This is a genomic window from Azonexus sp. MM2026_4, from assembly GCF_055901855.1.
In genome coordinates this window covers 2,136,686-2,160,715 of record NZ_CM148380.1, presented here as the reverse complement: position 1 = coordinate 2,160,715, position 24,030 = coordinate 2,136,686, and the positions used below count along the sequence as shown (strand labels likewise).

General features: G+C 61.2%; 23 protein-coding genes. 22 read left to right on the top strand and 1 reads right to left on the bottom strand.

The features are described from left to right. From AC0KWY_RS10145 to AC0KWY_RS10125, 5 genes are all read left to right on the top strand, one after another. Nucleotides 1–177, top strand: a complete 177-nt coding sequence (locus tag AC0KWY_RS10145) for a cbb3-type cytochrome oxidase subunit 3 (RefSeq protein ID WP_474029527.1) — start codon at nucleotides 1–3, stop codon at nucleotides 175–177. Between the two features lie 15 nt (nucleotides 178–192). After that, nucleotides 193–1,086 carry a cytochrome-c oxidase, cbb3-type subunit III gene (gene ccoP / locus AC0KWY_RS10140; RefSeq protein WP_474029526.1) on the top strand — a complete coding sequence of 298 codons (894 nt, stop codon included), beginning with the start codon at nucleotides 193–195 and terminating at the stop codon, nucleotides 1,084–1,086. Nucleotides 1,087–1,198: 112 nt separating this feature from the next. Next, complete coding sequence (gene ccoG / locus AC0KWY_RS10135) at nucleotides 1,199–2,611, top strand: cytochrome c oxidase accessory protein CcoG (RefSeq protein ID WP_474029525.1); 1,413 nt, start codon at nucleotides 1,199–1,201, stop codon at nucleotides 2,609–2,611. A 13-nt stretch (nucleotides 2,612–2,624) separates the two neighbouring features. Continuing rightward, nucleotides 2,625–3,131, top strand: coding sequence for a FixH family protein (locus AC0KWY_RS10130; RefSeq protein ID WP_474029524.1), 507 nt, complete (start codon nucleotides 2,625–2,627; stop codon nucleotides 3,129–3,131). 26 nt (nucleotides 3,132–3,157) lie between these two features. Beyond that, complete coding sequence (locus tag AC0KWY_RS10125) at nucleotides 3,158–3,298, top strand: DUF3149 domain-containing protein (protein ID WP_474029523.1); 141 nt, start codon at nucleotides 3,158–3,160, stop codon at nucleotides 3,296–3,298. 80 nt (nucleotides 3,299–3,378) lie between these two features. On the opposite strand, the gene AC0KWY_RS10120 is transcribed toward AC0KWY_RS10125, so the two are convergent. Beyond that, complete coding sequence (locus AC0KWY_RS10120) at nucleotides 3,379–4,050, bottom strand: NUDIX hydrolase (protein ID WP_474029522.1); 672 nt, start codon at nucleotides 4,048–4,050, stop codon at nucleotides 3,379–3,381. Between the two features lie 36 nt (nucleotides 4,051–4,086). Here AC0KWY_RS10120 and motA point away from each other — a divergent pair, with 36 nt between their 5' ends. The 17 genes from motA (at nucleotide 4,087) to flhB (ending at nucleotide 24,020) form a co-directional block, all read left to right on the top strand. Then, complete coding sequence (gene motA, locus AC0KWY_RS10115; protein ID WP_474029521.1) at nucleotides 4,087–4,944, top strand: flagellar motor stator protein MotA; 858 nt, start codon at nucleotides 4,087–4,089, stop codon at nucleotides 4,942–4,944. Between the two features lie 26 nt (nucleotides 4,945–4,970). Continuing rightward, complete coding sequence (motB, locus tag AC0KWY_RS10110; RefSeq protein WP_474029520.1) at nucleotides 4,971–5,912, top strand: flagellar motor protein MotB; 942 nt, start codon at nucleotides 4,971–4,973, stop codon at nucleotides 5,910–5,912. An 84-nt stretch (nucleotides 5,913–5,996) separates the two neighbouring features. After that, nucleotides 5,997–6,362, top strand: a complete 366-nt coding sequence (locus tag AC0KWY_RS10105) for a response regulator (protein ID WP_474029519.1) — start codon at nucleotides 5,997–5,999, stop codon at nucleotides 6,360–6,362. Nucleotides 6,363–6,456: 94 nt separating this feature from the next. Further along, nucleotides 6,457–8,709, top strand: coding sequence for a chemotaxis protein CheW (locus AC0KWY_RS10100; protein WP_474029518.1), 2,253 nt, complete (start codon nucleotides 6,457–6,459; stop codon nucleotides 8,707–8,709). After that, nucleotides 8,709–9,209 (top strand): chemotaxis protein CheW, encoded by a 501-nt coding sequence (locus AC0KWY_RS10095; RefSeq protein ID WP_474029517.1) that lies wholly within the window; start codon nucleotides 8,709–8,711, stop codon nucleotides 9,207–9,209. Before AC0KWY_RS10100 ends, AC0KWY_RS10095 begins: the two co-directional genes overlap by 1 nt. A gap of 40 nt (nucleotides 9,210–9,249) precedes the next feature. Then, the gene (locus AC0KWY_RS10090) at nucleotides 9,250–11,634 is read left to right on the top strand and encodes a methyl-accepting chemotaxis protein (RefSeq protein ID WP_474029516.1); all 2,385 of its coding nucleotides are present in this window, start codon (nucleotides 9,250–9,252) and stop codon (nucleotides 11,632–11,634) included. Between the two features lie 22 nt (nucleotides 11,635–11,656). Then, nucleotides 11,657–14,476: a methyl-accepting chemotaxis protein gene (locus tag AC0KWY_RS10085; protein WP_474029515.1), complete on the top strand. Its 2,820-nt coding sequence runs from the start codon at nucleotides 11,657–11,659 to the stop codon at nucleotides 14,474–14,476. 1 nt (nucleotide 14,477) lies between these two features. After that, nucleotides 14,478–15,380: a CheR family methyltransferase gene (locus AC0KWY_RS10080; RefSeq protein WP_474029514.1), complete on the top strand. Its 903-nt coding sequence runs from the start codon at nucleotides 14,478–14,480 to the stop codon at nucleotides 15,378–15,380. Between the two features lie 11 nt (nucleotides 15,381–15,391). Continuing rightward, the gene (gene cheD, locus AC0KWY_RS10075) at nucleotides 15,392–16,000 is read left to right on the top strand and encodes a chemoreceptor glutamine deamidase CheD (protein ID WP_474029513.1); all 609 of its coding nucleotides are present in this window, start codon (nucleotides 15,392–15,394) and stop codon (nucleotides 15,998–16,000) included. 28 nt (nucleotides 16,001–16,028) lie between these two features. Continuing rightward, entirely contained in the window at nucleotides 16,029–17,102 is a 1,074-nt protein-coding gene (locus AC0KWY_RS10070) for a protein-glutamate methylesterase/protein-glutamine glutaminase (RefSeq protein ID WP_474029512.1), read from the top strand. Between the two features lie 73 nt (nucleotides 17,103–17,175). After that, a complete protein-coding gene (locus tag AC0KWY_RS10065; protein ID WP_474029511.1) occupies nucleotides 17,176–17,481 on the top strand; it encodes an STAS domain-containing protein in 306 nt (101 codons plus the stop codon). A gap of 129 nt (nucleotides 17,482–17,610) precedes the next feature. Continuing rightward, the gene (locus AC0KWY_RS10060; RefSeq protein WP_474029510.1) at nucleotides 17,611–18,591 is read left to right on the top strand and encodes a chemotaxis protein; all 981 of its coding nucleotides are present in this window, start codon (nucleotides 17,611–17,613) and stop codon (nucleotides 18,589–18,591) included. Between the two features lie 17 nt (nucleotides 18,592–18,608). Beyond that, nucleotides 18,609–19,547: a chemotaxis protein gene (locus AC0KWY_RS10055; RefSeq protein WP_474029509.1), complete on the top strand. Its 939-nt coding sequence runs from the start codon at nucleotides 18,609–18,611 to the stop codon at nucleotides 19,545–19,547. Nucleotides 19,548–19,570: 23 nt separating this feature from the next. After that, nucleotides 19,571–19,966 carry a chemotaxis response regulator CheY gene (gene cheY, locus AC0KWY_RS10050; protein ID WP_474029507.1) on the top strand — a complete coding sequence of 132 codons (396 nt, stop codon included), beginning with the start codon at nucleotides 19,571–19,573 and terminating at the stop codon, nucleotides 19,964–19,966. Nucleotides 19,967–19,975: 9 nt separating this feature from the next. Then, entirely contained in the window at nucleotides 19,976–20,803 is an 828-nt protein-coding gene (cheZ, locus tag AC0KWY_RS10045; RefSeq protein ID WP_474029506.1) for a protein phosphatase CheZ, read from the top strand. Nucleotides 20,804–20,815: 12 nt separating this feature from the next. After that, complete coding sequence (locus AC0KWY_RS10040) at nucleotides 20,816–22,702, top strand: chemotaxis protein CheA (RefSeq protein ID WP_474029505.1); 1,887 nt, start codon at nucleotides 20,816–20,818, stop codon at nucleotides 22,700–22,702. A gap of 184 nt (nucleotides 22,703–22,886) precedes the next feature. Continuing rightward, entirely contained in the window at nucleotides 22,887–24,020 is a 1,134-nt protein-coding gene (gene flhB, locus AC0KWY_RS10035) for a flagellar biosynthesis protein FlhB (protein WP_474029504.1), read from the top strand. Nucleotides 24,021–24,030: the final 10 nt, after the last annotated feature.

Here is a 24,030-nt window from a genome sequence, read left to right as displayed (position 1 = left end):
ATGGACATCAACGATCTGCGCTCCATCATCACAGTTGCCGGTTTGCTCTGCTTTCTGGCGATCGTGGGATGGGCTTACGGCAAGGGCAGTCGCAAGGGGTTCGACGAGGCTGCCAAGCTGCCGTTCGCAGAGGATGATGATGACGGTGCGGCGGGAAACGCGTCGCACCGGCGCTGAAATAAAGGAAAGCAAATGAGCGATTTCGTTAGCCAATTTTGGAACCTGTACGTCATTGTGATCGTACTGGTCAGTGTTGTGGGATGCTGGGTTTTCCTGCTCCTGCAAAGCAAAGCAACCTTCACTCCGGGTATTCCGACCGGACACGTCTGGGACGAAACCCTGGAGGAGTACAACAACCCGATGCCGAAGTGGTGGAGCTGGCTCTTTGTCATCACCGTGGTTTTTGCGCTGGTTTATCTGGCGCTGTACCCCGGGCTCGGTAACTTCAAGGGTATGCTCGGCTGGACCTCCGTCGGTCAGCACTCGGTTGAAGTGGCCAAGATGGACGCTGCAGTCAAGCCGCTGTACGACAAGTATCTGGCGATGGACGTCAAGGCCGTTGCCGGTGACAAGCAGGCCATGGAAATGGGCAAGCGCCTCTACCTGACGTACTGCATGCAGTGCCATGGTGCGGATGCTCGCGGCGCCAAGGGCTTCCCCAATCTGACCGACGGCGATTGGCAATGGGGCGGTGAGTCCGCTCAGATTGTCGAAACCATCTCTGCCGGCCGTATGGGTGTCATGCCGCCGCATGCCCAACTGGGTGCGGAAACCATCAAGGATCTCGCCAACTACGTTCGTTCGCTGTCCGGCCTGCCGCACGACGCCGTTCGCGCTGGCAAGGGGCAGACCGCCTTCAACGAAGCGGGTTGCGTTGGTTGTCACGGTGTCGACGCTCACGGCATGCAAGCCTTGGGTGCCCCGAACCTGACCGACAAGGTCTGGCTGTATGGCTCCTCTGAAGCGACCATCATTGAAACCATCACCAATGGTCGTACCAATAAGATGCCAGCCTGGAAGGATTTCCTGGGTGGTGCCAAGGTACATCTGCTGGCCGCTTACGTGACTAGCCTCAGCGCCAAGTAATTGGGGCATGACAGGGGAGAGGCTGAAAAGCCTCTCCCTTTTCGTTTGCTAGTAGGCATACTTATCAAAATGGTGTTGTGCGGAGCAGCATCATTCTGATAACGAGGCTTCAATGAACTCCAAAGAAGAGAACAAGCCCGATACAGGGGCGGATTTGGCAAAAGCATCCTTTTACGAGAAACACCGGAAAATCTACATCCGGGAAGTAAAAGGTTGGTGGGCGACATGGCGCTGGATATTTGTCTGGCTGACCCAGATTCTTTTCTATGGAGCGCCATGGCTGATCTGGAATGATCGTCAAGCGATCCTGTTCCATCTCGTGGAACGCAAGTTCTACCTGTTCGGTCTGGTGCTGTGGCCACAGGACGTCTTTTATCTGGCAGTCCTGCTGATCGTTTCGGCCTATGCGCTGTTCCTGTTCACCGCAATCGCAGGGCGCTTGTTCTGCGGCTACGCTTGTCCGCAGACGGTTTACACTGAAATTTTCATGTGGATCGAGAACCGCATCGAGGGTGATCGGTCGGCACGCATGAAACTCGACCAGGGGCCGATGACTGCGACGAAGCTGGCGCGCAAGGCGCTCAAGCATGCGCTATGGCTCTCGCTCTCGTTGTGGACGGGGTTTACGCTGGTCGCTTATTTCACGCCGGTGCGCGAGTTGCTGGCGGCCCTGCCCTTTGGATTGTCCGGTTGGGAGTTGTTCTGGACTGCCTTTTATGCCGGGTTTTGTTATATGCAGGCCGGTTTTCTGCGGGAGCAGGTTTGCAAGTACATGTGTCCTTACGCCCGCTTTCAAGGGGTGATGTTTGACCCCGATACGCTGGTGATCACCTACGATCCGGAGCGCGGCGAACCACGCGGTGCGAGGAAAAAAGGGGGCGATAACGACCGCCTGGGAGACTGTGTTGACTGCAATCTTTGCGTGGTTGTCTGCCCGACCGGGATCGACATCCGCAAGGGTATTCAGTATGAGTGCATCGGTTGTGGCGCCTGTATTGATGCCTGCGATCCGGTCATGGACAAGATCGGCAAGCCCCGGGGCCTGATTCGCTATACGACGGAGAACGCCCTGGCCAAGCATTTCGGGGCCTCGGAGGTGATGGCGCATATCCTGCGTCCGCGCATCATCCTGTATTCGCTCATCCTGCTTGCGATCTGCGTGGCGGCTGCGTGGTCGTTGGCCAACCGGGTGCCGCTGATGGTTGATGTCATCCGCGATAGATCGGTTCTGTCGCGGGAAGCGGAAGATGGCTCGATCGAGAATGTTTACAACCTGAAGTTCATGAACACCACGGAAGCTTCACAGCGCTATCGCGTCACGGTTGACGGACTCGCTGACGTGAAGCTTGCCGAGGACGAACTGGTGGTTGAGGTTGAAAGTGCCAAGAACCACGAGTCCACCGTTGTCGTGCGCGTCCCGCCGGAGTCCGGTCAGAAGGGGGCAAACACGATTTATTTCAACATCAAGGCTGAAAGCGACGACAAGATTGCCGTTCGTGAAAAAGCCTCTTTCCTGATGCCCTGACATGAGTGCGAGCATGACACTGAAAAAAGATGACAAGCCCTGGTACAAGGAGCCCTGGCCGTGGCTGTTGATGCTCGGCCCGGGGCTGGTGATTGTTGCCGCGGTTGCTACCATATGGTTGGCCGTAGTGAGTGCCGACGGTCTGGTGACCGATGATTATTACAAGCAGGGGCTCACGGTCAACCAACGTTTGCAACGTGACCACGAGGCCAGCAAGCTGGGGCTGCACGCCGATTTGATGCGCTCCGGTCAGAATTTGCGTCTGCTGGTGAATACGCGCGAGGCGATTGCTTTGCCGGAGGTTCTGACCTTGCGTCTGGCGCATCCGACGCTGAACGTGAAGGATCAACTGATCGAAATGAAATCCGAAGGGGCGGGTTTCTTTGGAGGGGTGCTGGCCAGTGAAGTGGCCGGACGCTGGTATGTCACACTTGAAGACCCTGCGGGGCAATGGCGTCTTCATGGGGAGTGGCATGCCAGTCTTGACGAGCCGCTACGCTTGAGTGCAAAGGCGGATTGATTGTTCTTGTGATTGGGAGGTGATTTATGGCTTGGAATCTGTTGTTTACCAGTGATATCGGTTTGATGAGTCTGGTCGTGATCGTGGGTGTGGTCGTGATCGGTGCCTACATGGGCAAGATTTACTCGAGCAAGATGAACGAGGAATTGAACACCAAAGGCAAATAAACGCCACGGTGTTTCCCGAAAAATCCCCGCTGTCCCGACGGCAGCGGGGATTTTCAATTTTGTGCCGGAGCGGTTTGCGATCAGGGCGTCAGCGAGAGTTCGTGAAAACTGAAATGGCCGTGATTGCGCTCTCCCAAGTAGGCTTCAAGACAGCGGCGGACACTGTGGAACGAAATGTCGTCCCAGGGGATGGCAGCCGGTTCGAATAGCCTCACTTCAAGACTTTCTTCGCCAGCTGAAAATGTGGCATCCGCCATTTTGCCGCGATAGAAGAGATGCACCTGGTTGATGTGGGCAATATTGATCATGGCGAAAGCGGCGTCGAGCAGCACCGTCGCTCCGGCTTCTTCTCGTGTTTCGCGGATCGCCGCTTCGGCCGTGCTTTCCCCGTTCTCCATGAAGCCGGCCGGCAGCGTCCAGAAGCCGAGGCGCGGTTCAATTGCCCGTCTGCAGAGCAGGATGCGGTTTTCCCATTCGGCGATGCAGCCAACGATCAGGCGAGGGTTTTCGTAATGGATGTGGCCGCAAGCGGGGCAGGTCAGGCGAGGTAGATTGTCGCCGTCGGGTATCCGGCGGACGGCTTGGGTGCCGCAGGCGATGCAGAAGGACATGGGGTGAAATGGGTTACGCGATGCCGCCAGTCTATCACTGCGAAAATTGCGGACGGTGTGTGCCGCATGGATGCGCTTATACTTCTTTTGCGCTTCCCGAAGGCCTGTGGCTACAATAGCGGCAACCAATAAACGGGTCATCCGTAACGTCGTGCGCCGCGCTAAAAGGGGTTTCACATGTTTTTGATCGTCGGCTATGTCATCATCCTGGCTGCCTCGCTCGGTACTTACTCCGTGCACGGCAGCCTGCTGGCGTTGTGGGTACCTCTTGAATATCTGGCGATCATCGGTCTGACTATCGGCGGGTTTGTCGCCGGCAACGGCATCAAGGTGATCAAGGCGACCGTCGCCGCCGTGCCCGGGGTCCTGAAGGGTTCTCCCTACAATAAGGCCTACTATGTGGACGCATTGGCGCTGCTTTTCGAAATTCTGTCGAAAGTACGCAAAGAGGGTTTGATGTCGATCGAGGGCGATGTCGAGAATCCGGAATCCAGTCCGATTTTCAGCAAGTATCCCAACATCGTTGCCGATCACCACGTCCTCGAATTCATGACCGATTACCTGCGCATGATGGTCGGCGGCAATTTGAATACCGTCGAGATCGAAAGCCTGATGGATGTCGAACTCGAAACCCATCACCATGAAGCGGTGGAGCCTGCCCACGTGGTTTCCAAGGTGGCCGACGCGACACCGGCATTCGGTATCGTCGTCGCCGTGATGGGGGTGGTGAACGTCATGGGCTCGGTGGGCGAGCCACCGGCCGTTCTGGGCAAGATGATCGGCGGCGCGCTGGTTGGTACCTTCCTCGGGATTCTGGTTTCCTACGGCTTTGTGGCGCCGGTGGCGGGGCTGCTTGATCAGCGGGCGCAGGAGTCGGGGACGATTTTCAAAACCATCAAGATGGTTCTGCTGGCGTCCATGTCCGGCTATGCGCCGCAAGTTGCCATCGAGTTCGGGCGCAAGACGCTCGGTGCCCATGATCGCCCCAGCTTCAGCGAGCTTGAGGAAGAACTGAAGGCCCGCAAGGGTAAGTAAGGCCTGGCCTTGCAGAATAGAAAACGATGAGCGACGACTCCACCCGCCCGATAATCATCAAGCGCAAGAAGGTTGTCGCCGGCGGCGCGCATGGCGGCGCCTGGAAGATCGCCTATGCCGATTTCGTCACGGCGATGATGGCTTTCTTCCTGCTCATGTGGCTGCTGGGATCTACGGCCAAAGGGGATTTGCAGGGGATCGCCGATTATTTCCAGAATCCGATGAAGGTGGCGATGTCGGGGGGCGATGGCGCTGGCGACGCGACCAGTATCCTGAAGGGGGGCGGTCAGGATCTGACCCGGCAGTCGGGGCAGGTGAAGAAGGGCGATATCGAGGCGAAGCGGACCAGCTTTTCGAAGGAAGCCAAGCTTGAGTTCCAGCGCAAGGAGCGTGAGCGCCTCGAAGTGCTGAAAGCCGACATCGAGAAGATGATCGAGCAGAGTCCGCAACTGGCGCAGTTCAAGAAGCAGTTGCTGCTCGACATCACCTCCGAGGGGCTGCGCATCCAGATCGTCGATGAGCAGAACCGGCCGATGTTCGATTCCGGCGGTGACGTGGTCAAGCCCTATACCCGCGATCTGTTACGGCAGATTGGTCAGGCGCTCAATGGCGTTTCCAATCGCATCAGCCTGGCCGGTCATACCGACGCCGCGCCATTCGTCGGCGGCGTCCAGGGCTTCTCCAACTGGGAGCTTTCGGCAAATCGGGCCAATGCCTCGCGGCGCGAACTGGTGGCCGGTGGAATGGAAGCGCACAAGGTGTTGCGTGTGGTCGGTCTGGGATCGACCTTGCTGTTCGACAAGAACGACCCGCTGAATCCGGTCAACCGCCGGATCAGCATCGTGGTGCTCAACCAGCAGACCGAAAAGGCCATACTCAACGAAGAGTCCGGCGATGAAGTCGAAGTTGATGGCGATTCGTCCGGGGCGCTCGAATTGCCGGGGGCCGACAAGGTTCAGGCCAAGTAGTGGCCGGCGAATGGCGTATTTGTCGCTGACAATCGGGGAGTGGCGTCAGTGGCGGCTAATGTGTGATAGAAACTAGAGGAAAAAATGGCCAAAACCATTCTTGCAGTTGATGACTCTGCATCCATCCGCCAGATGGTCTCGTTTACGTTGAAGAGTGCCGGATACGAAGTAGTCGAGGCGGTGGACGGTCAGGATGGTCTGGACAAGGCCAAGTCGCGCAGCATCAATCTGGTGCTGACCGATCAGAACATGCCGCGCATGGATGGCTTGACCCTGATCCGGAACCTGCGGGCGATGCCGCAATACGCCTCGACGCCGATCTTGATGCTGACGACCGAGTCTTCCGATGCGATGAAATCCCAAGGTCGCGCTGCCGGTGCAACCGGCTGGCTGGTCAAGCCCTTCGATCCCCAGAAGTTGATCGAAGTCGTGCGCAAGGTCATCGGCTGAATCTCCCATGCCTGCCTGAAATCTTCTCGCATGGGGCGATCGCCGCGGCCGGCGATGCTCCCCGAGCGTTTGAGGAGGAAGCGTGTCTATCGACATGAGTCAGTTTTACCAGGTGTTTTTCGAAGAATCCGAAGAGCATCTGGCTGCAATGGAGTCCCTGCTGCTGGCGCTGGATATTGCACATCCGGATGCCGAGCAATTGAATGCCATTTTTCGCGCCGCACATTCGATCAAGGGCAGCGCGGGAACCTTCGGTTTTTCCGATCTCGCGGAAACCACGCACATCCTCGAAAATCTGCTGGATCGCATCCGCAAGGGGGATCTCGCCTTGCGTCCTGAGATGGTCGATGCCTGTTTGCAGGCTGGCGACGTCCTGCGCAGCATGCTCGATGTGCACCAGGGGCGGGGTAGTGTCGAGCAGTCTGTTGTAGATGCGCTGTGCCAGCGTTTGCGCCAGCTTTCCGATGGCGGCGGGCTGGCTCCGGTCGCCGCCGCGCCCGCGCCGGTCACAGCGCCCGCGCCAGCGCCCGCGCCTTTGCCGGCCGCGGACCGGACCTGCTACGAGATTGGTTTTGTGCCCACCTCGGTTGCGGCCAGCGGCGTCGGCTTGAACAATCTTCTCGACGAACTGCGCAAGCTCGGGGAGTTGGTGATCCTCCAGTCTCCGGTGCCGGCGGGAAGTGTCGGGCAATGGCTGTTGCGTTTGACGACGACGGCCGCCCGGGAGAGCTTCGCCGAGCAGATCGATTTCATCGCCGAAAGTGGCGCCTGGTATGTCGGGGAGGCTGAACAGGCCGTTGCCGATGACGCCGATTTCGGCTTCTTTGCCGACGCGCCGGGCGCCCCAGGCGCGCCGGCGGTAGCGGCGCAGCCGGTGGTCGAGGCTTACGGATTTTTTGAACCTCTGTCCGAGCCAAAACCGGCAGAAGACCCCGGCTACGGGTTTTTCGAGCCCCTGCCGGCCCCCGTTGCCGAGCCGCCGCAGGTTGAGGAGGGTGATGGTTTCGGGTTTTTTGCGCCCCTTCCTGCGCCGCTGCCGATAGTTCCGGACGCCCCTCTCAGCGAGGCCGTGCTCGAGACAAAGTCACCCGCGCCGGCCGGGAACGGGGAGCCGCGTCAGAAGGCGCCACCGGCCAATGCGTCAACCGATTCTTCAATCCGCGTCAGCGTCGAGAAAGTCGACCAATTGATCAATCTGGTCGGCGAGCTGGTGATCACTCAGGCCATGCTGTTGCAGACCTCGTCGCAGATGCAGGATGCCGCGCCGGAGCGCCTGCTCAACGGACTGACGCAGCTGGAACGCAACACCCGGGATTTGCAGGAAGCGGTGATGTCGATCCGGATGTTGCCGATCTCCTTCGTCTTTTCCCGCTTCCCGAGAGTGATCCGCGACCTGTCGGCGAAGCTCGGCAAGCAGGTCGAGCTGAAGACGCTGGGTGAGACGACCGAACTCGACAAGGGGCTGATCGAGCGCATTGCCGATCCGTTGACCCACCTGATCCGCAACAGCCTGGACCACGGCATCGAATCACCGGAGCGGCGGATCGCGGCGGGCAAGAGCCCGGTTGGGACGATCACCCTGAAGGCTTACCACCAGGGGGGCAACATCGTCATCGAAGTCGGTGACGACGGTGCCGGCTTGCCGCGCGACAAGATTCTGGCCAAGGCGCGCGAACGCGGCCTGCCGGTTTCCGACCAGATGAGCGATCAGGAAGTCTTCAACCTGATCTTCGAAGCCGGCTTTTCGACCGCCGAGCAGGTCACCGACGTTTCCGGCCGCGGCGTCGGCATGGACGTCGTCCGCCGCAACATCCAGGCGATGGGCGGGCGCGTCGAAATCGACTCGATGGCCGGCATCGGCACCCGGATGACGGTGCGCCTGCCGCTGACGCTGGCGATCCTCGACGGCATGTCGGTCGCCGTCGGCGACCAGATCTACATCCTGCCCCTGTCGTATGTGCTTGAATCGCTGCAGCCGATGCCCGGTGAAATCCGCACCCTGTCCAACCAGGCGCGGGTGGTACAGGTGCGTGGCGAATATCTGCCGGTTCTGGTCCTGCACGAAATGTTCAAGTTGCAGTCGGTGTGGAACGACTTCACCCAGGGCATCATGGTGGTGCTCGATGCCGACGGAATTCGCGTCGCCCTGTTCGTCGATGCCCTGCTCGGGCAGCATCAGGTCGTGATCAAGAGTCTCGAGGCGAACTACCGGAAAGTGCCGGGTATCTCCGGCGCGACCATCATGGGCGATGGTCATGTGGCATTGATCCTGGATGTCTCGGCCATTGCGGCAATGGCCAGGAATCATCTGCACAAGGCCGACGCAGGGCCGTTGAGGAGCGAATGATGGAAATCAGCAAACAGCAGGCTGGCGCGCTGGCCGAGGACGATTCGGTGGCCAGCGAGTTCCTGACCTTTACCCTGGGTTGCGAGGAATACGCGATCGATATCCTGAAGGTCCAGGAAATCCGCAGCTACGAAACGCCGACACTGATCGCCAACGCGCCGCCTTTCATCAAAGGGGTCGTCAATCTGCGCGGGACCATCGTTCCCATCGTCAACCTGCGCATCAAGTTCAACCTCGGCAAGATCGAATACACCCCGTTCACCGTCGTCGTCATCCTCAATATTGCCCGCCGGGTGATCGGGGTGGTCGTCGATAGCGTCTCCGACGTGCTGTCGCTGACGCCGGCACAGATCCGGCCGGCGCCGGATTTCTCGGGCTCCTTCGACACCCGTTACATCCTCGGTCTGGCCAGCGTCGAGCAGCGGATGTTGATCGTCACCGACATCGAACGGCTGATGAGCAGTGCGGACATGGAACTGGTCGAAGCCGCAGTTGAATGAACACGCCAAAAAAAGGGAGCAGGGAGACGCTATGTTGAACATGCGCAATTTCAGGATCGGCAGCCGCTTGATCGCGACAACGGTGGGCGCCTTGTCGTTGATGATCGCTTTCGTCGTCGTCGCCTTGATCAGCCTGGGGATGATCGGCGAGAAAGTGCAGACCATCGCCGTCGATAACGCACAGGGCATGGAGCTCGCCAGTACCATGCGCCGCGACGTCGATAGTCTGGGTCTGCATGCGCGCAACGCCTTGCTGTTCGAGGAGCTCGCCCGCCAGAAGGAGGCGGCGCAGGGGGTGACCGACAACCTCGCCCAGTTGCAGCAGCTTGAGACGCAACTCGGCGCCAACCTGCCGGCGGCGGCCCAGGGCGTCATGGAACGCCTGCCGACCCTGCGGGAGGAGGCGGCGGGATCGCTCAAACAACTGTTCGCCCTGGTTGTCGAGGGCAACCGGCCGGCGCTCGAGCAGCATTTCGAGAGCCATCTGGGGCCGCGCCTGCGCGCCTGGCAGGAAGCGATCGATACCCTGAACCTGGCGCAGAAGGCGGCGACCGCCAGTGCGCTCGAGGAAATCGCGACCATCCGTTCCACCGTGCAGAACCTGCTGTTCGGCTTGATCGTCCTGGCGGTGGTGGTGATGATCCCCTCCGGGATCTGGGTGACCCGCGGCATCACCAACCCGCTGTCGGCTGCCGTCGATGTGGCGGAGTCGGTTGCCGCCGGCAATTTCGACAATCGCATCGAGCCCGGCGGTAACGACGAGCCGGCGCACCTGTTGCGGACGCTGGCGCAGATGCAGGCCGACCTCAAGGAACGCAGCGCCAGCGAGCGACGGATCGCCGCCGAGGCGCTGCGGATCAAGGTGGCGCTCGATGTCGGCTCCAATTGCGTCATGCTGCTCGGTCCCGATGGCCGGATCATTTATGGCAACGACGCTCTGGTCGCCATGATGCGCGAGGCGGAGGCCGACATCCAGCAACAGTTGCCGGAATTCCGCGCCACCGCCGTCCGTAACGCCGATTTTCGCGTTCATGCCTTGAATCCGGCCTTTGCCGCCGAGCAGCTCGTCGGCCTTGTCGAACCGCAACGCAGCGTGATCCGCATCGCCAACCGGACTTTCGCCCTGGTCGTGACACCGGTTTACGGCGGGGAAGGCGGTCGTCTCGGCACGGTAATCGAATGGCAGGACCGGACCGGCGAAGTGGCGATCGAACAGGAAGTCAGCGGCATCATCGACGCGGCGGCAGCCGGCGATTTCTCGCGGCGCATTGCCAGCAGCAACAAGCACGGCTTCTTCCTGAAACTGGCCGAGGGCGTCAATAGCCTGCTCGACGCCAATGGCCAGGCGCTCGAGGAAGTCGGCTGCATGCTCGCCCGCCTGGCCAAGGGCGATCTCACCGAAAAGATCGAAACCCCTTATCAGGGCTTGCTCGGCAAGGTGCGCGACGATGCCAACAGCACCGTCGATCGACTCTGCGAAATCGTCCTCTCGATCAAGGAGGCCACCGATTCGATCAATACCGCTGCCCGCGAGATCGCCCAGGGCAACCAGGACCTTTCCGGCCGTACCGAACAGCAGGCGTCCAGCCTGGAAGAGACGGCATCGAGCATGGAGGAACTCACCGGTACCGTGCATCAGAACGCCGACAACGCGCGGCGTGCCAACGAACTGGCGGGCGAAGCGCAGCGCGTCGCCGAGCAGGGCGGCAACGTGGTTGGCCAGGTCGTCGTGACGATGAGTGCCATCCAGAAGGCGAGCGCCCGGATCGCCGACATCATCGGGGTGATCGACGGCATCGCCTTCCAGACCAACATCCTTGCCCTCAATGCCGCGGTCGAAGCGGCGCGGGCCGGCGAACAGGGACGGGGGTTCGCGGTGGTGGCGACCGAGGTGCGCAGCCTGGCCCAGCGCAGCGCCGCGGCGGCGAAGGAAATCAAGGCGTTGATCGCCGATTCGGTGAGCAAGGTCAATGCCGGCAATCGTCTGGTCGATCAGGCGGGAACGACGATGACCGAGATCGTTTCCAGCATCCAGGGCGTGGCGCGGCTGATGGCGGAAATTTCCGAAGCCAGCCGCGAGCAGAGTTCCGGCATCGAGCAGGTGGGACGCGCGATCAACCAGATGGACGAAGTCACTCAGCAAAATGCCGCGCTGGTCGAGGAAGCCGCTGCCGCCGCCGAAAGCCTGCGCGGTCAGGCTCAGCGTCTGGCGCTGGCGGTGGCCGCCTTCCACCTGGAGGCCGAGGTCATGCCGGCAGTCGGGCTGGCGGCAGAAGGCCGGCCCGGGGCGCGTCAGTCAGGGCGGCGTCTGCTTAGTGAAAAAAACCAACATTCGGCGGCGCTGACCGCGGATTTCCCCCGCAAACTGCTCGCCGGCAACGTCCCCGCGCCTTCCGGCCAGGCAGATGAGTGGGCCGAGTTCTAATTCCCCCAGGAAAGGCAGATTCATGCGCAACAACCAACCTGTCACTTCGAACGAGGTGCTCCTGGACGCCGACACCCTGATCGTCTCCCGGACTGATCCGAAGGGACTGATCACCTACGTCAACAAGGCATTCGTCGATATCAGCGGTTTCGTCGAGGCGGAACTGCTGGGGCAACCGCATAACATCGTCCGCCATCCGGACATGCCGGTCGAGGCCTTTGCCGATCTCTGGCGCGACCTGCAGGCCGGACGGCCGTGGACCGGCATGGTCAAGAACCGCTGCAAGAATGGCGACTTCTACTGGGTGCTGGCTACCGTCACGCCGTTGCGCGAGAACGATCAGCTCGTCGGTTACCTGTCGGTGCGGCGGATGCCGAGCCGCGAACAGGTGAACGCGGCGGAAAATGCCTATCGCCTGTTCCGTGAACGGCGCGCCGGCGGTTTGCAGATCCGTCACGGGGTCATGGTCAATGGCGGTCCCGGCTGGTTTGCCGGCTGGTCGTTGCGGCAGAAGCTGTTTGCCGGCTTTGCCACCCTGCTGCTGGCGACCGCGCTGGTCGCCGGGATCGGCGCCTGGGGCGCCGGCCGCAACTACGACAGCGCGGTCAGCCTCAATGACGAGGGCGTGTTGCCGATCCAGTCGCTGGCGGTGATCGGCCGCCTGATGGCGGAAAACCGCAGTCAGATCATGTTGAGCCTGCAGCACAACCCGCTGGGTGGTTACGCCAGCCTGCACGATCACGACCTTCAGTTCCACCTCCGGCAGATCGACGCCAACATCGCCGAAATCAGCCGCCAATGGGAGAGTTATCAGCAGCATGTCGAGGCGGGTTCCCTGCAGGAGACGGCGAACGAATTCCAGCAGGCGCGCGAGCGCTTTGTTCAGGATGGCCTGTTGCCGGCCAAGACCGCCTTGCTTGAAGGACGTTTCGACGACGCCAACCTGATCCTGCTCAACAAGATCAATCCGGCGTATGCCAAGGCTGCCGCCAAAGCCGAGGAACTGTTCCGGATGCGTGTGGAAGGGGCGCGGGCGCTGGTCGCCGATAGCAAGGCGCTATACACGACGACCCTGACCTGGAGCATCGGCCTCACTGCGCTGGCACTCGCCCTCGGCCTGTGGATCGCGGTGGCGATCACCCGCTCGATCACGCGGCCGATCGGCGAAATCATCGCCACCTTCCGCGAACTGGCGAACGGCAACTACACCCGCAATGTCGATGTGTCGCGCAACGATGAAATGGGCAAGGTGCTGCAGGGGCTGATGTCGATGCAGATCCAGCAGGGCTTCAGCGTTGCCGAGGCGCAGCAGCTCGCCAACGACAACCTGCGCATTCGCATCGCCCTCGATTGCGTCAATGCCAACCTGCGCATTGCCGACGACGACGGCACGGTGATCTACGCCAACAAGGGGCTGCAGCGCACGCTGCGGCGGATCGAACCGGCGCTGCGCGAGCGGCATCCCAACTTCTCGGTCGACCGTTTCATCGGCAGCAGCATCGGCGACTTCTACGCCGATCCGCAGGCCGCGCTGCGTGGTCTGCGCGAGCTGCAGACCACCCGCAACACGGAAATGGAAATCGGCGGGCGAATCTTCAACGTCGTCACCAATCCCATCGTCAATGAGCGGGGCGAGCGTCTGGGCACGGTCGGCGAATGGCTGGACCGCACCGCCGAGATCAATGCCCAGCGGCTGGTCGCCGATCTGATCGAGCACGCTGCCGCCGGCAATCTGGAAGCGAGGCTCGACGCCGACGCGCTGGAAGGCTTCTACCGGGAGCTGGGGCGCGGCATCAACCGCCTGTTGGAAACCACTGGCGCGGCGATCGGCGAAATCGCCGGGCTGTTGTCGCGGATCGCCGCCGGCGATCTACTGCATACGGTCGACACCGATTACCAGGGCACCTTCGGCCAGTTGAAGAACGACGCCAATCAGACCGTCCAGCGCCTGCGCGAACTGGTCGGAGGCATCCAGTATTCGGCGGAAACCATCAATGTCGCGTCGAAGGAAATCGCCTCCGGCAACCAGGATCTGTCGGTGCGCACCGAGGAGCAGGCGAGCAGTCTTGAAGAAACCGCGTCGAGCATGGAAGAGCTCACCGCCACGGTCAAGCAGAACGCCAGCAACGCCCGCCAGGCCAACGAACTGGCTGGTAACGCCCAGCGCATCGCCGAGCAGGGTGGCGAAGTAGTCGGCAAGGTGGTCGAGACCATGGGCTCGATCAACCAGGCGAGCGCGCGGATCGCCGACATCATCGGCGTGATTGACGGAATTGCCTTCCAGACCAACATCCTGGCGCTCAACGCCGCCGTCGAAGCGGCCCGTGCCGGCGAGCAGGGGCGGGGCTTCGCCGTGGTCGCCACCGAAGTGCGCAACCTCGCCCAGCGCAGCGCCGCCGCTGCCAAGGAAATCAAGGGCTTGATTTCCGATTCGGTCGAGCGGGTCGAAGTGGGCAGCAAGCTGGTCGACCAGGCCGGGGCGACGATGACCGAGATCATGAGCAGCATCAAGCGCGTGGCGCGGATCGTCACCGACATCGCCGAGGCCAGCCGCGAACAGAGCGCGGGGATCGAGCAGGTCAGCCTGGCGATCAGCCAGATGGACGAAGTCACGCAGCAGAACGCCGCCCTCGTCGAACAGGCGGCGGCCGCCGCCGAGAGCCTGGAAGAGCAGGCGGAATCGATGGCGCGCGGGGTTGCCGTGTTCAAGCTTGCCGAGGGGGCGGCGGCGGTGCCGAAGTCGAAGCCCCGGGCCCTTGCCGCGCCAGCGCACAAACCGGCAGCACGGCTGAAGAATCCGTCGCCATCGCTCAGTCTGGACGACGAATGGGAAGAGTTCTGACATGACGATAGAGCCAAAGCGTCCGCTCCCTTCCCTGGGCAGCTTGCGTAACGACCTCAGCCGGGTGCTGCCCAAAGACACCGGCGTGCGCGAGTTCCAGTTCTCCGACGCCGACTTCGAGCGCGTGCGCAAGCTGATTTACCAGCACGCCGGGATTTCGCTGTCGCCGGTCAAGAAGGACATGGTCTATTCGCGCCTGGCAAGGCGTCTGCGGGCGCTCAACAAGCACTCCTTCACCGATTATCTGGACGCTCTGGAGCGACACGGCGGCGACGAGTGGGAGCGTTTCGTCAATTCCCTGACCACCAACCTGACCTCCTTCTTTCGTGAACCGCACCACTTTCCGATCCTGGCCGAGCACCTGCGCCAGATCGGCAACCGGCGGCCGGTGCGAATCTGGTGTTCCGCCGCGTCAACCGGCGAGGAGCCCTATTCGATCGCGATGACGGTGGCCGAAACCTGCGGTGCCGATGCGTCGCATGTCAGCATCATCGCTTCCGATCTCGATACCAACGTGCTGGCGACTGCCCAGAAAGGGGTGTACGCGATGGACCGGCTGGAGAAGATGTCGCCGGAGCGTCTGCGGCGCTTTTTCCTGCGCGGCACCGGCAATCAGGAGGGGTTTGCTGCGGTGCGTCCGGAGTTGAAACGGATGATCGAGTTCCGCCGCATCAACCTGCTCGACGCCACTTATCCGGTGAAGGGGCCGCTCGACATCCTGTTCTGCCGCAATGTCATGATCTATTTCGACAAGCCGACGCAGTACCAGATACTCTCCCGTTTCGCCCCGTTGATGCAGCCCGATGGCCTGCTCTTCGCCGGGCATTCCGAAAGCTTCCTGCACGCCGCCGATCTATTCCGCTCGCAGGGCAAGACGGTTTACGTGCTGGCCGGGGCTCGCTGATAAGGACGCGCGTGCAACACGCTTACAACGAAAACCTGGCGACCAATCGCTATTTCGACCGGCATTTCTCCAGCGATGCCGCGAAGATCCTGCCCGGCGAGTATTTTGTCTCCGATCAGGGAATCCTGCTCGTCACCGTGCTCGGCTCCTGCGTTGCCGCCTGCATTCGCGATGTCGATGCCGGTATCGGCGGGATGAACCATTTCATGCTGCCCGATGACGGTGGGCGCTCGGAAACAGTCGGCACCTCCGCGCGCTATGGCTCGTATGCCATGGAAGTCCTGATCAACCACCTGCTGAAGATGGGGGCCCGCAAGAGTCGCCTGGAAGCCAAGGTCTTCGGCGGGGGAGCGGTGATGTCCAGCCTGTCGAGCAGCAACGTTGGCGTGCGCAACGCGGAATTCGTGCTCAACTACCTGAAAACCGAAAAAATTCCCGTCGTTGCCAAGGACTTGCTCGATTCCTATCCGCGCAAGGTATATTACTTTTCACAGACGGGGCGCGTGCTGGTGAAGAAGCTGCACCGCGTCCACAACGAAACCCTGTTCAGTCGCGAACGGGATTACAAGGAGAGACTGTCTGGCGCAAGCATGGGCGGCGATGTGGAGCTTTTTATCTGATGTTCGATCAGTGCGATGGTGACGGCAAATGAAGAAAACGCGTGTCCTGATCGTGGACGACTCGGCACTGATGCGTTCGTTGCTGACCACCATGATCAACGGCTTTGCCGATCTCGAGGTGGTCGGCACGGCGCCCGACGCGTCGAGTGCGCGCGAGTTGATCAAGACCCTGGCGCCCGATGTATTGACTCTCGATGTTCACATGCCGGGCATGGATGGCCTGGCATTCCTCGAACGCCTGATGCGCCTGCGGCCGATGCCGGTGGTGATGGTTTCGTCCTATACCGGCGAGACCTCGGAAACGACGCTGCGCGCGCTGGAACTCGGTGCCGTCGATTTCATCGGCAAGCCGCGTTCGGACTTTCCCAATTCGATGGAGGCCTATGCGGAAGAACTGGCTGAAAAGATCCGGACAGCAAAAAGCGCGCGTCTGCGCGGCAGCCACGCGCCTGTTGCAGGCGCCGGTGCTGCCAGGAGTCCTCGTCCAATGACGCTGGCCAAGACCACGACGGCCGCGTCGCCGTATTCGACCAGCAGTGGAAAGATCATCTTTCTCGGCGCGTTAACGGGGGGAACCGAGGCGATCAAGGAATTTCTCCTCGGCATTCCGGAGACTTGTCCGCCGATCCTGATCGTGCAACACATGCCGGAATCCTTCACGACTTCCTTTGCCCGTCGCCTGGACGGCCTTTGCGCACCGCGCGTGATCGAGGCGCAAGGCAACGAGAGGGTCGAGGCCGGCACGGTGTATATTGCGCCGGGGCATTCCCATCTGCGGATCCGTCGTAGTGGTGGCAATCTGCAGACCGAGCTGTCGGGGTCCGAGCCGGTCAACCGGCATCGTCCGTCGGTCGATGTGTTGTTCGATTCTGCCGCCGAAGTGGTTGGCCGCCAGGCGATTGGGGTCATCCTCACCGGCATGGGCAAGGACGGTGCCCTGGGGATGCAGCGCATGCGTACGGCAGGGGCCAGGACTTTCGGGCAGGACGAGGCAAGTTGTGTGGTCTACGGCATGCCGCGTGAGGCCTACCTGATTGGTGCGGTAGAGGAACAGTGGCCATTGGAAGAAATGGCACGCAAGGTGATGGCAGCGGTACGCTGATTCAGCAAAGGGGCTTGCTGGAATCGCCGAAAGTATTAAACTTGTGCTGTTTTTGATATTTTTAGGAATCATAATGCAGGCAACTATCAGGCAGGATGCGGGAATGGCAACGATTGCGCTGGCCGGTCGTTTTGATTTCAACACGCACCGGGATTTCCGCGCCGCGTATGAGCCGCTGGTCAGCGACGATGCGGTGCGCGCGGTGACGGTGGATTTTTCCGGGGTCGACTATCTGGACAGTTCAGCCCTCGGGATGCTGCTGATGCTGCGCGACAAGATGGGGGGCTGCGGCAAGGATGTGGTGTTGTCCGGGGTCCAGGGGAGCGTCCGGCAGGTTCTGGAAATTGCCAATTTCAGCAAGCTGTTTCGCATTGTTTGATTCATAAGTCATGTGGCGTGTCCGGTGCGGCTTTTGCCGTGCCAGGCGTCGATGTTGGCTGAACGGCCAATTGCATGGTAGTTTTGCCTGATATGAAACCTAGGCACGATCCCGGGTGAGGGGAAAAGAATGTCGGAACTACTGAAAAATATTGATGCGCGAACCAAGCTGGCGGGGACCAACAAGCTTGAAATCCTGTTGTTCTTCCTCGGCGTGGATCAGCGGACCGGGCGTCGCGAAACCTACGGCATCAACGTTTTCAAGGTGCGGGAGGTGATGCGCACACCGGCCATCACGGCGGCGCCGGACATGCCGCCCTCGGTCGAGGGGATGGTCAGCCTGCGTGGGGCGCTGGTGCCGGTCATCGATCTCGCCAAGTATTCCGGGATCGCCGCCGATACGCCGCGCGAAATCATGATCGTCACCGAGTACAACGGGCATACACAGGGCTTTCTGGTCGAGGGCGTCGATACCATCCTCCGTCTCGACTGGAGCAAGATGCGCGTGCCGCCGGAAATGCTGACGGCACAGACCGGCGGTCTGGTCACCGCGGTCACCGAACTCGAAGACAACCGCCTGGTGATGATGATGGATGTCGAAAAGGTACTGGCGGAAACAACCAGCATCGACAACGAAATCATGTTCCGCAGTGTCGTTCCGGTCGATCGTCCGGATGCGACGGTCTTTTACTGCGACGATTCCAGTGTTGCACGCAAACAGATCGAGCGCACCCTGGAGGCGATGGGGGTACGCGGATTGGGCGCGCTCAACGGCCGGCAGATGTGGGACGAGATGGAAAAAGTCGCGGGCTATGCAAAATCGGTCGGCAAATCGGCCTCGTCGCTGATCAGCCTGGTGCTGACCGACATCGAAATGCCGGAAATGGATGGCTACATCCTGACCAAGAAGATCAAGTCCGATCCGCGCTTCGCCAATATTCCGGTCATCATGCACTCGTCCTTGTCGGGGATGTCCAATCAAAAGCTCGGGCAATCGGTCGGCGTCGATGAATATGTGCCCAAATTCGAACCGCAGCGCCTGTCCGAGACCCTTGCCCGACGCCTGAAGGGTGAGAGCGATGGTGAAGGCGGGGCGCTTGCCAAGCGTTGAGCCGCCGGGAGACGATTATGAATCTGGTCGAAAACAAGAATTTGCTCGATAGCGTCGATGCGCGCACGCGTCTGGCGGGCTCCAATAAAATGGAAATCCTGCTGTTTTCCCTGGGGACCCGGGAAATCTTCGGCATCAACGTGTTCAAGGTCAGGGAAGTCGGGCGCACGCCCCACATCACCAAGACGCCGAACATGCCGCGCGGCGTTGAGGGATTGATTTCCCTGCGCGGCAACGTCATTCCGGTGTTGTCGCTGGCGCCCTTCATGCAACTGGAGGGGGTGCCTCCCGGATTGGGCAAGACCATGATGGTCGCCGAGTATTCCAAGCGGACCCTGGGCTTCCTGGTGCACGAGGTGGATCGCATCATTCGCGTCGACTGGGACCGGGTCAAGGCGCCGGAAAGCGTGCTGAGCGCCAACCATGGCCTGATAACCGCCGTCATCGAACTGGAGGGCGGCGGCCTGGTATCGATCCTCGATGTCGAGCAGATTCTCGCCAACGCCTTTGGCGAGGCCCTGGTCGTCGATATCCTGCCGGCCCAGGTCGATCCCGATACCAGCGTGTTTTTCGTCGATGACTCGATCGTCGCTCGGCGCAAGATTTCCGAAGTGCTGGATAAACTCGGCGTCCGGCACAAGCATGCGACCAATGGCATGGAAGCCTGGACCCGCCTGCAGGCGATCGCTGCCCACGCGCAGCAGATCGGCAGCGTCCTGCGCGACGAGATCCGGCTGATCCTGGTCGATGCCGAGATGCCGGAAATGGATGGTTACGTGCTGACCAAGAACATCAAGGCCGACCCGCGTTTCGAAGGGGTGCCGGTGGTCATGCACTCGTCGCTGTCGTCCGAGGCTAACCGGGCGATGGGCAAGGCGGTGGGGGTCGATGCCTATGTGGCGAAGTTCGACGCCGAGGCGCTGGCGGATACGCTACGTCCCTTGATCGAGCGATAACGGATTGAATACTGGAGTTTTGCATGGCTGCTGATCCCAAAACACGATTTCTGGTAGTGGACGATTTTTCGACCATGCGCCGCATCGTTCGCAACCTTCTGAAGGAATTGGGTTTTACCAACGTCGACGAAGCTGAGGATGGAGCTATCGCCTTGCAGAAGCTGCAAGGCGGTGGTTTCGAGTTCGTCGTCACCGACTGGAACATGCCGAACATGGACGGTCTGACGCTGTTGCAGACAATCCGGGCGACGCCGCACCTGAAGCATCTGCCGGTATTGATGATTACCGCCGAGGCGAAGAAGGAAAACATCATCGCGGCAGCGCAGGCCGGGGCGAGCGGCTACATCGTCAAACCGTTCACGGCTGGGACCCTGTCCGAGAAATTGACCAAGATTTTCGAAAAATACGGCCAGGGCTAGGGGGAAAGCATGTCAGCAAGTAACGATTCCGCCGACCTCGAGGCACTGTTCGATTCGATCGCTGCCGATTACACGGTCATTCCCCCGGCACCGGCGGCGCCGCCGCCGACAGCCAAGATCGCCGATGGCGACAATGATGAACTGCAGGCCTTGTTCGACAGCGTTGTGGCCGAAAGCGCGGCCAGCCAGCAGGCAAAGCCTGCGGAAGAAGCCGACGGCCAATGGCCGCAGCAGGAGGCGGTGTTCAACCGCATTGGCCAGATGGCGCGGGTGCTGCACGACACCCTGGGGCAACTCGGCTACGACAAGCTGCTGGAAAAGACCGTGGCCGCCCTGCCGGACGCCAAGGACAGGCTGGCGTATGTCGCCAACCTGACCGAGCAGGCGGCGTGTCGCGTGCTCAACGCGACCGATATCGCCGGTCCGTTGGTCGATGACATGGAAAACCGCTCGCAAAGCCTCGGTCAGGCCTGGGACAAGGTTTTCGCCAACCAGACCAGCCCGGGGGAGTTCCGGCAGCTGGCGATCGAAACCCGGGAATTCCTGAAGCAGCAGTTGCCGGAGAAGACCCGGGCGACTCACGCGCAGCTGACCGAAATCATGATGGCCCAGGATTTCCAGGATCTGACCGGGCAGGTGATCAAGAAGATCGTCACCCTGGCGCAGGAGCTCGAAAGCGGCCTGATGGGCCTGCTCATCGAGGTCTTGCCCGAGGCCCGCAAGACCGACGAAGTGACCAGTCTGATGAACGGTCCCGTGGTCAATGCTGAGGGACGCTCCGATGTCGTCGTCAATCAGGAGCAGGTCGATGATCTGCTCGACAGTCTAGGGTTCTGAGGAGGAACTGAGATGAGCGACTTTTCTGGCATGGAAGATCTGCTGCAGGATTTCCTGCAGGAAGCCCACGATCTGCTCTCCGATGTCGATAACAAGCTGGTCGATCTGGAAAAGACTCCCGACGACAAAGGTCTGCTGAACGACATCTTTCGCGGTTTTCATACCGTCAAGGGCGGCGCCGGTTTTCTCAATGCAACCGAACTGGTGACGCTTTGCCATCTCACCGAGAATCTGTTCGATCGCTTGCGCAACGGCGAACTTGAACTGACCGCCGAACTGATGGACGTGATCATGGACGCCACGCGCGGCGTCCGCGACATGTTCGGTGAGTTGGGGCAGGGGGTGCAGCCGCAGCCCGCCGATGGGCGAGTGATCGCCGCGTTGCAGGGGGCGCTCAATGGCGAAACGCCTGCGCCTGAGCCGGTCGTCCAGCCGACGCTGGCCAAGCCGGCGGTCGCGGCTGCGCCGGCGGCTGCCGGCGAGCCCGATTGGGCGGCGCTGCAGGCGGCGGTGACGGGGGAGAAGGCGCAGGCAGCCGAGGGCGAACTGATCACCCGTGCCGAGTCGGCGCCGGTCGGTGCCAAGGCGCCAGCCAAGGCCGCCCAGGCGCCTTCGCCGTTCGGGCGGCGGGCGGGCGATCGTCCTTCGGCTCAGGGCGCGAGCTCGCGACGGGCGGAAGAGCGCGGCCGGGAGAACACGATCCGCGTCGATACCTCGCGTCTCGATCAGGTGCTCAACCTGTCCGGCGAAATCGGCCTCACCAAGAACCGTCTGACCAGCCTGCGCGCTGACATCCTGGCCGGCAAGAACGATTCGGAAACCCTGCATGCGCTCGACCAGGCGGTCAGCCAGCTCGATCTGCTGGTTTCCGATCTGCAGAACTCGGTGATGAAGACCCGGATGCAGCCGATCGGCCGCCTGTTCCAGAAATATCCGCGGATTGCCCGCGACCTGGCTCGGCAGCTCGGCAAGGATGTCGAGCTGGTGCTGGCCGGCGAGGAAACCGAAGTCGACAAGACGATGATCGAGGATCTGGCCGATCCCCTGATCCACCTGATCCGCAACGCGGTCGACCATGGCGTCGAAATGCCCGAAGAGCGCTCGGCCGCCGGCAAGCCGGCGAAGAGCCTGGTTCGCCTGGAGGCGCGCCAGGAGGGTGATCACATCGTCCTGATCATTGCCGACGACGGGCGCGGCATGAGCGCCGAGCGCATTCGTGCCAAGGCGGTGGACAAGGGGCTGATCTCGGAAGAAGAGGCCAACACCCTGGACGAACGGCAGAGTCTGAACCTGATCTTCCTGCCGGGCTTCTCGACCAAGACGCAGATTTCCGACGTCTCCGGGCGCGGCGTCGGCATGGACGTGGTCAAGACCAATATCCAGAAGCTCAACGGCTCGGTGGAAATCCGCTCGGAACCCGGCAAGGGCTCGGTGTTCCTGATCTCCCTGCCGCTGACCCTGGCCATCCTGCCGGTCTTGTTGGTGCTGCTCGGCGACCAGCCGTTTGCCCTGCCGCTGTCGCTGGTCCGGGAAATCCTGCCGATCGACCAGCAGCGCATCCAGGAAGTCGGCGGCAAGGAAACACTGGTCGTGCGCGGCGAAGTGCTGCCGGTTATCTCGCTCGCCAAGCTGCTCGGTTGGGACATCACGCGGCCGCCCGAATACGGCGTTTTCATGCAGACCGCCGAGCGCAGCTTCATCCTTGGTGTTGACAGCTTTGCCGGGCGCGACGATGCCGTCATCAAGTCGCTGGAAGACTTCCGGCCGAAGGGCGTGGCCGGCGTGACGACGCTGTCGAACGGGCAGATCGTGCTCATCCTCGACATGAAGGAATTGCTCGCCGATTACGGGCAGCATGCCGAAGTGGGAACGGCGATCCGTAATTTCGAGTTCTCCTGAAAGACGATTTCCTTGCCGGTCAACGAGTTAGGGAGGAGGCTTAGGCCTCCTCCCTTTTTTTGGGGTTTTGCTATTTGTCATTGGCTTGCGTTGTTTACCTCGAAACTGATTAAAAAAGACGCGCTACCTATTTAATTTCTTTGGTTTTTTTCTATAATAGCCATACCCTGTACAGATATTGGTCATGGCTGAAGACAGCGATCTCGAGAAAACTGAAGAGCCAACCGGTCGGCGTATCGAGCAGGCGCGCGAAAAAGGGCAGATTCCCCAGTCGCGTGAGCTCGGTACCTTCACCGTGCTCATCGCTGCCGCCATGACGCTGTGGATGATGGGGGGCTGGTTCCTTGACCGGAGCCTGGCCCTGGGGCGCAAGGCCTTTACCCCGGAAATCCACCATCTGCTCGAGCCGGCAATGATCGTCCCGCGCATGGTCGAGTTGTTCGCCGACGCCTTCTTCGTGTTCTCGCCGCTCTTCGGCCTGTTGCTGCTGGCGGCGATTCTGCCGCCGTTCTTTCTCAACGCCTGGGTGTTCGCACCGAATGCCCTGGTTCCCGATCTGCAGCGCATGAATCCCTTGAGCGGCCTGGGGCGGATGTTCTCCTGGAACAGCCTGATGGAGCTCGGCAAGGCGGTACTCAAGGCAACGCTGGTCGGTGGCGTTGCCGTCCTGCTGATTTCCAGCCAGCGCGACGCGATCTTCGGTCTGCTTGCCGAACCTCTGGAAACCGGCCTGGCGCACGCTGGCGACATGCTGATGTTTTCCTTCCTGATGCTCGTCCTCGCGCTGCTCATCGTGGTCGCCGCCGATGTTCCCTTCCAGCTCTGGCACTACTACCACAAGCTGAAGATGACCAAGGACGAGGTCAAGCAGGAAATGAAGGAAATGATGGGCGACCCGATGGTCAAGGGGCGGATCCGCAGTCTGCAGATGCAGGCGGCACGGCGCCGGATGATGCAGGCGGTGCCGCAGGCCGACGTGATCGTCACCAACCCGACGCACTACGCAGTGGCGCTTGCCTACAAGGCCGGTATGGCGGCGCCGAAAGTCGTGGCCAAGGGAACCGGCGTGATTGCCCTGAAGATTCGCGAGCTCGCCGCCGAGCACGCGGTGCCGACACTGGAAGCGCCGCCGCTGGCGCGTGCCCTGTACAAGCACGGCGACCTCGACAAGGAAATTCCGGCGGCGCTCTACAGCGCGGTTGCCGAGGTGCTCGCCTACATCTACCAACTGGCTCGCTGGCGCGAAGCCGGCGGTGCCTATCCGGTGCCGCCCAAGCAGCTGCCGGTGCCGCCTGAACTCGTTCCGGAGGCAGCGTAAGTGGCGGCCG

What these genes read in the sequence shown, in the direction of transcription:
- AC0KWY_RS10065 (WP_474029511.1), top strand. Translation starts at nt 17,176, where the DNA reads ATGCAGGCAACTATCAGGCAGGATGCGGGAATGGCAACGATTGCGCTG.
- flhB (WP_474029504.1), top strand. Translation starts at nt 22,887, where the DNA reads ATGGCTGAAGACAGCGATCTCGAGAAAACTGAAGAGCCAACCGGTCGG.
- AC0KWY_RS10095 (WP_474029517.1), top strand. Translation starts at nt 8,709, where the DNA reads ATGGAAATCAGCAAACAGCAGGCTGGCGCGCTGGCCGAGGACGATTCG.
- cheY (WP_474029507.1), top strand. Translation starts at nt 19,571, where the DNA reads ATGGCTGCTGATCCCAAAACACGATTTCTGGTAGTGGACGATTTTTCG.
- cheZ (WP_474029506.1), top strand. Translation starts at nt 19,976, where the DNA reads ATGTCAGCAAGTAACGATTCCGCCGACCTCGAGGCACTGTTCGATTCG.
- AC0KWY_RS10105 (WP_474029519.1), top strand. Translation starts at nt 5,997, where the DNA reads ATGGCCAAAACCATTCTTGCAGTTGATGACTCTGCATCCATCCGCCAG.
- AC0KWY_RS10125 (WP_474029523.1), top strand. Translation starts at nt 3,158, where the DNA reads ATGGCTTGGAATCTGTTGTTTACCAGTGATATCGGTTTGATGAGTCTG.
- AC0KWY_RS10070 (WP_474029512.1), top strand. Translation starts at nt 16,029, where the DNA reads ATGAAGAAAACGCGTGTCCTGATCGTGGACGACTCGGCACTGATGCGT.
- ccoP (WP_474029526.1), top strand. Translation starts at nt 193, where the DNA reads ATGAGCGATTTCGTTAGCCAATTTTGGAACCTGTACGTCATTGTGATC.
- AC0KWY_RS10145 (WP_474029527.1), top strand. Translation starts at nt 1, where the DNA reads ATGGACATCAACGATCTGCGCTCCATCATCACAGTTGCCGGTTTGCTC.
- motB (WP_474029520.1), top strand. Translation starts at nt 4,971, where the DNA reads ATGAGCGACGACTCCACCCGCCCGATAATCATCAAGCGCAAGAAGGTT.
- ccoG (WP_474029525.1), top strand. Translation starts at nt 1,199, where the DNA reads ATGAACTCCAAAGAAGAGAACAAGCCCGATACAGGGGCGGATTTGGCA.
- AC0KWY_RS10090 (WP_474029516.1), top strand. Translation starts at nt 9,250, where the DNA reads ATGCGCAATTTCAGGATCGGCAGCCGCTTGATCGCGACAACGGTGGGC.
- AC0KWY_RS10060 (WP_474029510.1), top strand. Translation starts at nt 17,611, where the DNA reads ATGTCGGAACTACTGAAAAATATTGATGCGCGAACCAAGCTGGCGGGG.
- AC0KWY_RS10120 (WP_474029522.1), bottom strand. Translation starts at nt 4,050, where the DNA reads ATGACCCGTTTATTGGTTGCCGCTATTGTAGCCACAGGCCTTCGGGAA.
- AC0KWY_RS10055 (WP_474029509.1), top strand. Translation starts at nt 18,609, where the DNA reads ATGAATCTGGTCGAAAACAAGAATTTGCTCGATAGCGTCGATGCGCGC.
- AC0KWY_RS10100 (WP_474029518.1), top strand. Translation starts at nt 6,457, where the DNA reads ATGAGTCAGTTTTACCAGGTGTTTTTCGAAGAATCCGAAGAGCATCTG.
- motA (WP_474029521.1), top strand. Translation starts at nt 4,087, where the DNA reads ATGTTTTTGATCGTCGGCTATGTCATCATCCTGGCTGCCTCGCTCGGT.
- AC0KWY_RS10080 (WP_474029514.1), top strand. Translation starts at nt 14,478, where the DNA reads ATGACGATAGAGCCAAAGCGTCCGCTCCCTTCCCTGGGCAGCTTGCGT.
- AC0KWY_RS10130 (WP_474029524.1), top strand. Translation starts at nt 2,625, where the DNA reads ATGACACTGAAAAAAGATGACAAGCCCTGGTACAAGGAGCCCTGGCCG.
- AC0KWY_RS10040 (WP_474029505.1), top strand. Translation starts at nt 20,816, where the DNA reads ATGAGCGACTTTTCTGGCATGGAAGATCTGCTGCAGGATTTCCTGCAG.
- AC0KWY_RS10085 (WP_474029515.1), top strand. Translation starts at nt 11,657, where the DNA reads ATGCGCAACAACCAACCTGTCACTTCGAACGAGGTGCTCCTGGACGCC.